The following is a 12,363-nucleotide window of genomic DNA, read 5'->3' as shown; positions in this document are numbered from 1 at the left end:
ATTTAAAACTCTATTACTTATTCCTTTTATTTCGAACATATAAGAACACAACTAGTAACATTAAAATCCCACCGATGGAATAGAAAATGCCTGTTCCTATACCTCCCGTTTTCGGGATTTCCCACTGACTCTTTTGATTTTCTATTGTTATTTTGTGTACTGATGATCCGACTTCTACTGTAATTGGCTCTTTCAGAAGCATATAACCATCTGGGGCATGTACTTCTTTAATTGTATATTTTCCGAACAGTAATGGATTAGAAACTGCCTTACCATTTTCATCTGTTGTTAATTTCCCAATCTCTTTACCATCTTTGTCTAAAATCTGAAACACAGCATTTTTTAATTTCAGATTGACATCTGTAGCTTCGACCTTCGTAATTTCAATTACACCTTTTTCTAACAATTCATTTTCAACGGTCTTCTCTATCGGCGTTTTTGTGTCTTTCGTTATTTCAAAGTCGTATGATTTATTATCTAGTTTATAACCTTCTGGAGCTTCGACTTCAACTAGCTTATATTCACCAATTGGTAAATCCATTGCCTTAGCTTTTCCATCTTCACCCGATGTAATTGTTTGAATGACATGATTATCTTTATCTCGGACTTCGAAAACAGCACCTTTTAATGGAATGTTGCTGCCTTTTTCTACTTTCGTAACTTCTAACTCTCCAGCACCAACTATATCTTCAACTAGTCCAGCATCGATTGTCATATTATGTTCATCTTCACCAAGTTTGATCATTTCTGAATATCCATCTTTATCAACATTCGAATCAATTCTTTCATCGTTACCAACGTTTTTGTTTGTCCATTTGTAACCATCTGGCAACTTAAATCTCACTTGGTATTCACCCGGATCTAAATTTACAAACTTGTAATAACCAGGATTTCCTTTTTTGTCATTACCAGTTCTCGTCATACTAATAACTTTTCCATCTTTATCTAACAATTCTACGACTACACCATTCACACCAGTGTTTCCGTCGTTTTGAATACCATCTTTGTTTTTATCTAGCCAGACGTAATCTCCTAACGAACTCTTTTTCGAGGCATGTAACTGTACACCCACTCTGTTTGGCTCTGCTGGCTGAATCCAATTTCCTGTTACATCATTTATCGCACTATATCCAAATGAATTCCATGCAATTCCCGCCGAAGCATCTAGATCAACAGGTGCACGCATTGACCATTCTAGTGTCGCTGCTTCGCCTGGATATACAAGCTTATTCTTATCAAATTCAAATTTAACTGCCGTTACCTTTGTTAAATCCGCCGGTGGCTCTAAAGACCAATTCGGATCATTTGCACCCTCCGGGTTCACAAAAGCATCATTTCCTTGAATTAAATCATCACGCTTAGGTTTTAAAACAGTCGTATAATAAATCTTAATAAAGTCACCGTCAGTAAGTTGAATTGGCGATGTTAAGTATGGAGTCCATTTACTACCACGCTCTTGTGAATGATTCTTCGTTTGTAAAACTGACTGGTCACCCTCCGCAGGGAATATATCAATTAAAACACCATTCCTAACCGCTACAGTCCCACCATTCTCGATTTTCAAACGATACTTCACTTCTCCACCTGGTACTGTCGTTGCTACTTCTGGTGAACCCTTCCAGCTATCGTCTAGTTCACCTTTTACATATTTAATTGATTTTAAAGATTGCTCTTCTTCAATCTCAATAGCATCTTGACTTTCAATAATTGGGTCATTTATATCACCATCACCATCAAGATCATTTTCATCTTTTCTTGTTGGCTGTCCCCACTTATCTGCAGATGTAATTGTTGAGATATTAGACATTAAGCCCGCCTTATTATAGTACTTTCCTGCCATCGCAAAGTTATTAACCTTTACTTTAAACTTAACAGTCACAGCGTCTCTCGGTGAAACGTCTAATTCAGAGAAAGTCCATCGTAAAAGGGTTCTCCCTTTTTCTTTATAATCTGGAATGGCTTCCACCTTTACTTTTTTTGCATCATAAGGTTTTCTATCCCATTCATCTTTAACGATACTAAATGTCTCCGAGCCTGGAACATATTCTAATCCCTTTGGCAACCAATCTACAATTATTGGTTGCTTTAAAGGCGTAGAACTCCAATCAACTTTACCAGTTAATTCAAATTCCACTTCTTCCCCCTTGATATACTTTTCTCCAGGCTTCGTTAACGCCTTTTTCTTAAAAGTAACCTTTGATTCGGGATTTTCTTTTACTTTTACTTGCGCTGTTGCTTCTTTTATATAGTTTTTTCCATCAATATCATATGAAATATGTGCTGTATTTTTCAAAATACCTTCTTTAAAGTTCGGGTCATCCACTTTAAACATTAACCATGCCCCATAACTCATTTTAAAATCTGCAGGCACTTTACCAAATTCATATCGGATTCCGGTTACTTTGTCACCTTCAACTAATGATAAAGAAGAAACATCTAACCATTCTCCGTTCGTATTACCACGAATCATTTTCCATTCTTTCCACTCTGGATTATTCTTCGTTTTGTATAAAATCTTATATTCACTTACACCTGAAAATGCACCTGTATGCATTCTCGTAAAATGTAGTTGCTCATCAAAACGGTCATCTTGAAGCACAAAATTATCAATTTCCTTAGAATATTGATTCTGAATATTAGATATTGAAAAAGCAATTTCTTCTTCTTTACTGTACTCAGACTTTTGGGCAGCCTTCCTCAGCTCTGAAAAAGCTTGCTCTGGAGGAATAGCAGGAGGTTTTTTATTTGATACTTCAACATACGCATGTGTTTGCTTTGTTAATTCTTCTTCCCCTTTTGGCTTTAGTTTTGCCTCAACTCTATTTAGAACTTGTTGATTTTGATCTTCACCAAAATTCCCCTCAGGGAACTTAACCTTAACTTTAACAACTTTCTCGCCTTCTACATTTTTCAAATCCCATACGACTGTATGTGAATTTGCATCATATTTCCCGTTATCACTAGCTGAAATAAACTGCGCTTCTTTCGGTAGTATGTCTTTTATTGAAAGCGAATCAAGTGTAGTAGGCCCACTAACATGTTGAGCACGAATCGTGTATTCGACTTCTTCTCCTGGCTTAATCGTCCACTTATTAGGAGTTTTACGCATTTCCCACTCTGGTTTCTTAGGTGGTTCAGGCGGAACTTCTTTTTCATATGCTACAACCGTTACTTCATTAGAAGTTTTGCCTCCTTGATCAGATACAAAATCCGCTACAGCTGTAGCTTTCGTTCCATTTTTTGTTCCTTTAGGAAACTTCACTGTAATAGGGACTGCTTTAGAATCTCCATTGGGAAGGGGCTCTTTAAAGGTATAAATAACTGAATGCGTTTCTTTATCGTATACTGCATCCGTACCACTAATTTTCCCATGTCTTACGTACTCAACTTCAGGTGGTAGTTTGACAATGACTTTTGCATCTTTATGCCCACCTTCTAAACCAAATGTACTTAAATCAAGTTGATATACAAAATCTTTATCTACATCTTTTTGCGAGCCATCTCCGCCCTCAACCGAAAGCTTTAAACTGACATTCGCTTCTTTGTCATATGTTTCTGCTGCTACAATATGTATAAATGGCTGTACAAGAATTTGCATTACCATTAAACAAATGACAAATATACTAATCTGTTTACTCTTCATACTCACACCTCTCTATTAATCTCCTTAACAACAAGGAGCTTCGCTATTTTTTCGAATACCATCCGCTTTCAGCTTAAGAACAATAAAGTGTGCCATCTTAAAACAAAACATCTTATTATCTGATAATTTGGCAAATAAAAAAGGATTGTCGGGTTGCAAATTGTATTTGCAACCCGACAATCCTAGTAATAAGATTTATTACCTTAGACTCAAAGCTTTGCGACCTATTCTTTCAAATAGTGTGCCAAGATATTCCAATATTACTATTCTATAAAAAAAATAAAAATTTATCCACTATATTTTTTTATTTCACATAATAATCCTCAAAAAAACTTCCAATAAACCAGCATACATCATACTTCTAAAATTTAAAATAACAATGCTCCTTCTCAATATAAAGCTATGCTACATATACATTATTGCTCTATCTCTTTTACATTACACTTAGCATACAATTCAAACACCCTTAAATAATTTTTTCATATATATATTATAGTAAAAATAATCTTCTATAAAAAAGGAGCCATACTATGAAGCAGACAAAATTAACAGGTCGTATCGTTGTTCCCTCAGATCCTGACTACGACGTAGCTCGAATAAATTTAAATTTAAGTATTCCAAAACTCCCTTGTATTATTGTTTTTTGCCAAAATAAAAAGGATGTGTGTAACGCCTTAAAATGGGCACGTGAACGTCATATACCATTTCGCTTAAGAAGCGGACGTCATAGTTACGAAAATTTCTCCCTTTTAAATGGCGGACTTATTATTGATGTAAGTGAAATGAATAGAATTACTGTTCATACAGAGAAATTGACAGCAACAATTGAGGCTGGTGCAAATCTAGGCACCGTTTATAAGAAGCTTTGGAAACATGGCGTTACAATACCGGCTGGTACAAGTGCAAGCGTTGGAATTGTTGGATTAACACTTGGCGGTGGCATCGGTATGCTTTCACGCTTATTTGGGTTAACATGTGATCAATTAGTAGAAGTTGAAATGGTACAAGCATGTGGAAAGTTTGGTGCAAAAACCATTCGTGCAAATGAAAAGGAAAACCCTAACCTGTTTTGGGCATGCCAGGGTGGTGGCGGTGGAAATTTTGGGATTGTTACTTCCTTAACGTTTCGAGTACATCCTATACAAAACGTGTCGATATTCTCACTTACATGGGAATGGAAAGACTTTATTGCTGCATTTCAAGCTTGGCAAAACTGGGCCCCTTATATAGATGAACGTCTCACTTCATCTATCGAATTATTCTCCAAACAAAGAAATAAGATTGAGGTGAAAGGTGAATTTGTTGGCTCTCCCTCTGAACTCCATTCCCTATTATCTCCTCTTCTTGAAACTGGTACCCCCTCTCTCTTTATAGATGAAGTTCCTTATATAAAGGCTGTTGAATTTTTTAACAGTGGTAACATCCCTGAAAACTTCAAGCGGTCCGGTTCCTATGTATATAAACCTATCCCTCTTAAAGGCATTCAAATCATGCAATATTTTCTTTCTCATGCACCAAATAAAGATGCGAGCATTTGGCACCAATCGCTCGTAGGTGCTGTGGAAAATATTTCGCCTACTGAAACAGCTTATTTCCATCGCAAAGCAATTATTGTACAAGAATACATTACTTCTTGGAAATGCGATGATGAAGAAAATCAAAATATACGCTGGGTTAAAGATTTAAGAGAAAGCTTAGATCCTTATACGCTAGGTGATTATGTCAATTGGCCCGATATCGACATTAAAAATTGGCAAACTAGTTATTATGGATCTAACTTTCACAGATTACGTAAAGTGAAAACCATATATGATCCTTGCAATGTTTTTCGTTTTCAACAAAGTATCCCACCCTTTCATACGTAAAAAAGGGGATAAAATAAAAAATCATCCAATATGCCGTTACCTCGCAGCATGTTGGATGATTCAAGTTGATTTTCTATATCGTTTCAAATTATTGCTCCTACTCATAAACTTTCAGTTACGGATTAATTGTATTTCTCATCATTTTTATGCAATGAATGTAATTTAATATTTGGTACTTTATCTTTTTCAATACCGCTATTATAAGCAACAGGAATTTGAAATTCGAATTGCTTTGTCTCATGTTTTTGTAAATAGACTGGTTTCGGTACTGGATAACTTTTGGAATTCTCTTTTGCATTATCATATAAAACAACTTTTAATGCTTGTGAATGATTACGATAATTTTTTAAAGTAACAATACACTTTTGTTCAATATCCTCTCCATTTTTCTCTATTCTACACTGACTATCTTCTTTTTTATATTCTATCGCCTCTACCCCTGTTTTTCCTGCGTAGTACCACGTTTTATTCAATGTCTGAAGGATGTTATTTAGCATAAACGGCATCATTAAAATCAAAATACTAATGCCTACTACTTTTATCTTATTCATTGTTCTAAATGTACTAGATTTCTTTTTTACTAGCCATTTTACAAATAATATAAATGCGATTACATGTAGTACGAAAGAAACGATTAATATATTTGAGACTTTATAATCCATATAAATATATGTATGTACCGGAACCTTATAGAAATTGAATAGTTTTTCCCCAATTAATTCATTATCGTTTGGAATTTTTAATAATAACAAAACCCCTATACTGTAACAAATAGCTACTAATCGATCATACTCAATTCGGACCATTCTTTCTCTCCTTCCCCCTACTTTTTTATTATCGATTTTAGCTATTATTACCATACTTTACAATCTTTTTATAGAGGGTAACGTAAAAAAGCTCCTTATAAATATATAAAGAACTTTATTAATATACAATATGAATTAGAAAATCCATATAAAATTTTCACATAGAGATTTCCTCAAAATATGTTGGATTATGTATTGTAATTTTTTTATCCAGAATTGTAACAATACTATCGTTTTTTAATTGTTTTAATACGCCGCTAACCGTCTCTCGAGACGTACCAGATATTTTTGATATTTCAATTGTTGTAAGTGGGCATGAAATTACAATCGTTTCGCCACTCTGTTCTCCTAAATCTTGCATTAAATAATTTAATGTTTGAATGACCCGATCTTGTGCATTAGGAATCGTAATATTTTGCACTCGATTTTCGTTTAGTTTTAATATTGATGATAATTGCTGAACAACGTACATCAATTGCGTCTTACTAGATTTTACCATATCTTCAAAAATTACTGTCGGAATATAATATACCTCTACATCTGTCATCGCTTCTGCCGTATAATTATATCCTCTGTCTGTAAACATACCACCATAAGGAAAAATAGAATACCGCTTTACATAGTCATCATATAATAAATTTCCACTTTGATTTACCCGCTCTAACTTTACAAAACCATCTAACATGAAGTAAATTCTTTCTCTTGAATCCCCTTCTAAAAATAAAAATTGACCCTTTTTATAAGTTCGCCAATAGACAAACTCCGTTAAACCTTTCAATTTCTTTTCTGTTAAATGAGCAAATAATTCAAACTGCTTTAAATCTTTAACTACGTTCCGTCTATTCATAAGATTCCCTCTCTCTTGCTGTATGTTGGAGCGAAAAATCAAGAAAGCGTATTCAAATTAAATTTTATCATAACTAACTCATATATTCAGATTTTATCATGAAAACTTTATGAACAATGAGTACAAAAAATATTAATAAATAAAAAGAATGAAGTTACTAACTCCATTCTTTTTTTACTAATAAATAGCGTACATAATTATTTAAACATACATGCATACATTCTGTTTAGAAATAATAGTACCAGATTTTTCTTCTAGTGCTTCATATACTTTTTCTAAAGACGTAATAATTGTTTTTCTTTTTGGATTTGTATTAACAAAATTAATAGCAGCTTCAATTTTTGGAAGCATACTTCCCGCAGCAAATTGCTGTTCTTCCATGTATTCTTCTAATTGATTCACTGTGACATTCTCTAATTTCTTTTGATTCAGTTGATTATAATTTACATACACATGATCAACTGCAGTTAAAATTACGAGCGTATCGGCATCTACTAATTCAGCTAATTTCTGCGCAGCGAAATCTTTATCGATAACCGCTTCAGTTCCTTTTAATCCTTCTTCGGAATCAATTACTGGAATTCCACCGCCACCAACAGCTATCACTATATTTCCATCCTCAACTAAAGAATTAATTACTTTATGCTCATGAATACTTACAGGCTTCGGTGATGGAACAACACGTCTCCACCCTCTGCCAGCATCCTCTTTAAACACTGCTTTTGTTTCTTCCATTAATCTTCTTGCCTCTTCTTCTGTATAAAAAGGACCAATTGGTTTAGTTGGATTTTTAAATGCCTCATCTTTTTCATCCACGACAACGCGTGTTATAACCGTTGCTACATCTTTTTTTATATTCCGTTTTTTCAATGCCTTTTCAATCGCATTTTCCATCCAATATCCAATCATCCCTTGGCTCATTGCACCACAAGTATCTAATGGCATTGCAGGTGTTTTTTCCGTTTCTGCAGCTTTTTGCTGTAATAAAATATTCCCCACTTGTGGGCCATTTCCATGCGCAATTACTATATCTACATCATTTTCCATTATTTTCACAAGTTGTTCCGCTGTTTTTTCTAACGCTTCTTGCTGTGCTCCCGCAGTAGCTTTTCCAGACTGTATCGCATTTCCCCCTAGTGCAACTACAATTTTTCTTCGTGCCATATTTCAACCCTCCAATTGATTTCATTTTCACAGCGCTTTATAAAGTAATACTTCCTGTAATCAATCCATAAATGGCAAAGAATGCTAAAGCACCAATCGCTACCGACGATGCTAATTCCACTCGAGTAAATATTTGCTTCGAACTCTTTTGCTTTTGAACATTGTAGAAAATAAAAATACCTGGTGCATATAAAGTCATTGTTAGTAATAAATAATCTAAACCAGCTGCATAAACTAACCACACGCCATAAATACTTGCTATCAAACCAATTATTATATTTTTATTTCGATCTACTTCTTCAGACTTTAAGCTATGCTTCAGTTGATAAAATGCTGAAAAAGCATATGGGATTAAAATAGCAGAGGATGCTAGAGAAAATGCAAAATTATAAGCTTGATCGGAAACAACGAATGTCAATAAGAACATTTGAATCAAACCATTTGTTATCCATAATGAATTTACGGGCGCCTTATTTTTATTTTCTTTTGCAAACCATTTTGGAAATACTCCGTCTTTAGCAGCTAAATACGGAATTTCAGAAGCAAGTAAAGTCCATCCTAACCAAGCACCTAATACAGATATGACTAAACCTAAATTAATAAAGATAGCACCCCATTTTCCAACAACGCTTTCAAATAAATAAGCCATAGCTGGACTTTTCAAATTAGCAATATCTGCTTGTTGCATAAGTCCAAGAGACAATAATGTAATTAAAATGTAAATGATGAGTGTACCAATTAAGCCAATAACCGTCGCTTTTCCTACATCACTTCTACTTTTTGCACGACTAGATAAAACAACAGCTCCTTCTACCCCAATGAACACCCACAGAGTTACAAGCATTGTACTTTTAACTTGACTGCCAACCGCCCCCCATGAAAAAGAACCAGCTTGTCCCCAAAATCCATCTAGGAACGTATCAATATGAAACGCAAAGATTCCTATAACAATAAATACAAATACAGGTACTAATTTTGCGATTGTAGTTACTAAATTCACAAGTGCTGCTGATTGAACTCCACGTAAAATTAACATGTGAACACACCATAATAATACGCTTGCACCAATAATTGATGCTACATTTTGACCGCCTTCAAAAATTGGGAAGAAATACCCTAATGAAGAAAACAATAATGTGCCGTAAGCTACATTACCAAGCCAAGCAGATAGCCAATATCCCCACGCACTATTAAACCCCATGAAATTACCAAATCCTGCTTTTGCATAACTAAAAATACCACCATCTAAATCTGGCCGTTTTACAGTTAGATTTTGAAAAGATAATCCAAGCGCAATCATTCCAATTCCTGTTATAATCCAACCAATAATAATCGCTCCGGCACCAGCACCTTTTGCCATATCACTTGCTAAATTAAATGCCCCACCACCGATCATAGAACCAACTACAAGAGCCGTTAAAGTAAACAATCCTAATTTCTTATCTTCACCCATTCCACTCACCTCTCTTTAATTGCAATAACAATACTAACGCAATAGTGAATGATAGTGCCTAAAGGAGGGGAAAGAAGAAAGGAAAATCCCCTTTCTTCTCTACTCCATGTTTCCTAAAGTAGCTGCCATAACAGCTTTAATTGTATGCATTCTATTTTCAGCCTGATCAAATACTTTTGAATGTTTACTGCGGAATACTTCGTCAGTTACCTCCATTTCTTTCAACCCATACTTTTCATAAACTTCCTCACCATACATCGTTTCAACATCATGGAATGCAGGTAAACAATGTAAGAAAATCATATTTTCATTTCCTGTTTCTTTAATCATTTGCATATTTACTTGATAAGGTTTCAATAACTCAACACGTTCAGCAAATTTTTCTTCTTCCCCCATAGATACCCATACATCTGTATAGATTACATCCGCACCCTCAACAGCTTCTTTAACATTACTTGTTACCATTACCCGTTCGTTATATTTTTTTGCTAAATCAATTACTTCCTGTTCTGGCCATAAAGATTCTGGTGTACAAATACGTACTTCCATTCCAATAATTGCTCCACCAACTAGTAAGCTATTAGCGACATTATTTCGTCCATCTCCAACATAAACAAGCTTTACATTTTTTAACTTTCCTACATGTTCTCTAATAGTTAATAAATCTGCGAGTGTTTGTGTTGGATGCCACATATCTGTTAAACCATTCCACACTGGCACACCAGAATTTTCTGCTAAAGATTCTACAGTTTCATGAGTAAATCCACGGAACTCAATTCCGTCAAACATGCGCCCTAATACTTTTGCTGTATCTTCTACAGATTCTTTCTTCCCAAGCTGAATATCACCTTTCCCTAAATATTCAGGGTTTGCACCTAAATCTGTACATGCTACTGTAAATGCACATCGTGTACGAGTTGAAGTTTTTTCAAATAAGAGCGCTACATTTTTTCCTTCTAAATAACGATGTGGGATACCATTTTTCTTTTTCTCTTTTAATTCTGCTGCTAAATCTAGAAAATATAATAATTCTTCTTGTGTAAAATCTTTTTCAGCTAGAAAACTTCTTCCTTTTAAATTAGGTCTAGTCGTTAACATAATTCATCCCTGCTTTCTCCGTTATTTATACTAAATATCTTTACGAACAATCGGCATACTCATGCAACGTGGACCCCCACGACCACGAGACAATTCCGAACTTAGCACCTCAATAACTTCTATACCATGTTCCCGTAATAAAGCATTGGATACATAGTTGCGATCATATGTAACAACTACTCCCGGCGCAATCGCTAATGTATTCGATCCATCATTCCATTGTTCACGAGCAGAAGCAATTACATCTCCTCCTCCACAAGGGATAAGAACTAATTCACTTAAGCCTAATACCTCTTTTAATGCTTCCATTAAAGAAGTACGATGTGTAATTTTAAGAGTTTCTTCATCTGAGCCTTTTTCTAAAATATAAATATTCATATTTCCTTTCGGTCCTTGAATGGCCGGATGAATTGTAAATTTGTCATAATCGACCATTGTAAATACTGTATCTAAATGCATAAATGCTCGGCATTTTGGAATTTCTATTGCTAACACTTTCTTAATTTTATTTTGTCGACTAAAGAGATTTTTAGCTAAACGTTCAATTGCTTTAGCTGAAGTGCGGGCAGATACTCCAATTGCAATTGTTTCCTCATTTAAAATTAGCTCGTCGCCACCTTCAATTGGAAACTTATAATCACGATCTAGCCAAATTGGCACATTGTGATTTGCAAATCTTGGATGATATTTAATAATGTACTCCATGAACAATGATTCACGTCTACGTGCCGGTTCTCTCATCTTATTTATCGTTAAGCCATCACTCATGGCAGCTGCTGGATCACGAGTAAAATATAAATTAGGCATTGGGTCTAAGTAAAATGGATAGTGATCTTCCATTAACTCGTATAAATGTGTTTTCTTACTTGTTTCAATTTCGTTTTTCCGTACACCACCCATAATTTTTTGAATTAATTCTTCATTTGAAAAGGAAAGTAAATATTCTTTTAAAGTTTGATGTGCTACATTTACGTCAGCCTGTCCTTCTTGTAAAATACGATCAACAAATTCTTCTCGAAGTTTTTTATCTACTAACGCCTCAGCAGCTAGTTTTTCTAAATAAAGAACTTCAACACCCCGATTGCGTAAAGTTTGTGCAAAATAATCATGCTCTTTTTGAATAATTGGTAAGTATGGAATATCGTCAAATAATAATTGTTGCAAATAATCTGGCGTTAAGTTTTCCACTTCTTTACCAGGTCGTTTTAATAAAACCGTTTGTAATTCCCCAATTTCTGAAGTAACATGTATCGGATGCTTCATTTGTTGTACCTCCTTTTAAATATGTTTGATGTCTTACAAGTACATAATAAATGCTACACGCTTTTATCTTTGTGAAAGCATCCACATTATCATTGTGAAATATTAAACAAGTTATTTTTTTAAAATCATATGAATTTGTATTTTTATAACACTTCATCCCGATTTTTCAATAAAAAATACATATATTACGCATATATGTTGAATATTTAACTTCCGTATTTAAA

8 protein-coding genes and 1 riboswitch are annotated in these 12,363 nt (G+C 34.5%); of the genes, 1 reads left to right on the top strand and 7 read right to left on the bottom strand.

Going from position 1 to position 12,363, the window contains the following annotated elements; genetic code table 11:
- Positions 1-13 precede the first annotated feature (13 nt).
- Entirely contained in the window at positions 14-3,643 is a 3,630-nt protein-coding gene (locus LUS72_RS02155) for a SpaA isopeptide-forming pilin-related protein (RefSeq protein ID WP_264448548.1), read from the bottom strand.
- A gap of 164 nt (positions 3,644-3,807) precedes the next feature.
- Positions 3,808-3,899, bottom strand: a riboswitch (cyclic di-GMP riboswitch).
- Positions 3,900-4,173: 274 nt separating this feature from the next.
- Between LUS72_RS02155 and LUS72_RS02150 the strand changes: the two genes are divergently transcribed.
- On the top strand, positions 4,174-5,508 hold the full coding sequence (locus LUS72_RS02150; RefSeq protein WP_264448547.1) for an FAD-binding oxidoreductase: 1,335 nt from the start codon (positions 4,174-4,176) through the stop codon (positions 5,506-5,508).
- A 122-nt stretch (positions 5,509-5,630) separates the two neighbouring features.
- On the opposite strand, the gene LUS72_RS02145 is transcribed toward LUS72_RS02150, so the two are convergent.
- From LUS72_RS02145 to arcA, 6 genes are all read right to left on the bottom strand, one after another.
- Positions 5,631-6,314 (bottom strand): ABC transporter permease, encoded by a 684-nt coding sequence (locus tag LUS72_RS02145; RefSeq protein WP_097828955.1) that lies wholly within the window; start codon positions 6,312-6,314, stop codon positions 5,631-5,633.
- A gap of 157 nt (positions 6,315-6,471) precedes the next feature.
- Positions 6,472-7,161: a Crp/Fnr family transcriptional regulator gene (locus LUS72_RS02140; RefSeq protein ID WP_097828956.1), complete on the bottom strand. Its 690-nt coding sequence runs from the start codon at positions 7,159-7,161 to the stop codon at positions 6,472-6,474.
- Positions 7,162-7,362: 201 nt separating this feature from the next.
- On the bottom strand, positions 7,363-8,325 hold the full coding sequence (arcC, locus tag LUS72_RS02135; RefSeq protein WP_097828957.1) for a carbamate kinase: 963 nt from the start codon (positions 8,323-8,325) through the stop codon (positions 7,363-7,365).
- A gap of 37 nt (positions 8,326-8,362) precedes the next feature.
- Complete coding sequence (gene arcD / locus LUS72_RS02130) at positions 8,363-9,778, bottom strand: arginine-ornithine antiporter (RefSeq protein ID WP_264448545.1); 1,416 nt, start codon at positions 9,776-9,778, stop codon at positions 8,363-8,365.
- Positions 9,779-9,877: 99 nt separating this feature from the next.
- A complete protein-coding gene (gene argF, locus LUS72_RS02125) occupies positions 9,878-10,876 on the bottom strand; it encodes an ornithine carbamoyltransferase (RefSeq protein WP_098361704.1) in 999 nt (332 codons plus the stop codon).
- 30 nt (positions 10,877-10,906) lie between these two features.
- Entirely contained in the window at positions 10,907-12,139 is a 1,233-nt protein-coding gene (arcA, locus tag LUS72_RS02120; RefSeq protein ID WP_071772383.1) for an arginine deiminase, read from the bottom strand.
- Positions 12,140-12,363 lie beyond the last annotated feature (224 nt).

The sequence above is a fragment of the Bacillus cereus genome, from assembly GCF_025917685.1.
Taxonomy (GTDB): domain Bacteria; phylum Bacillota; class Bacilli; order Bacillales; family Bacillaceae_G; genus Bacillus_A; species Bacillus_A cereus_AT.
This window is presented reverse-complemented; position numbering and strand designations above follow the sequence as displayed.

Excerpts from the sequence above, each read along its gene's own strand:
- LUS72_RS02155 (WP_264448548.1), bottom strand. The coding sequence starts at position 3,643 with ATGAAGAGTAAACAGATTAGTATATTTGTCATTTGTTTAATGGTAATG.
- LUS72_RS02150 (WP_264448547.1), top strand. The coding sequence starts at position 4,174 with ATGAAGCAGACAAAATTAACAGGTCGTATCGTTGTTCCCTCAGATCCT.
- LUS72_RS02145 (WP_097828955.1), bottom strand. The coding sequence starts at position 6,314 with ATGGTCCGAATTGAGTATGATCGATTAGTAGCTATTTGTTACAGTATA.
- LUS72_RS02140 (WP_097828956.1), bottom strand. The coding sequence starts at position 7,161 with ATGAATAGACGGAACGTAGTTAAAGATTTAAAGCAGTTTGAATTATTT.
- arcC (WP_097828957.1), bottom strand. The coding sequence starts at position 8,325 with ATGGCACGAAGAAAAATTGTAGTTGCACTAGGGGGAAATGCGATACAG.
- arcD (WP_264448545.1), bottom strand. The coding sequence starts at position 9,778 with ATGGGTGAAGATAAGAAATTAGGATTGTTTACTTTAACGGCTCTTGTA.
- argF (WP_098361704.1), bottom strand. The coding sequence starts at position 10,876 with ATGTTAACGACTAGACCTAATTTAAAAGGAAGAAGTTTTCTAGCTGAA.
- arcA (WP_071772383.1), bottom strand. The coding sequence starts at position 12,139 with ATGAAGCATCCGATACATGTTACTTCAGAAATTGGGGAATTACAAACG.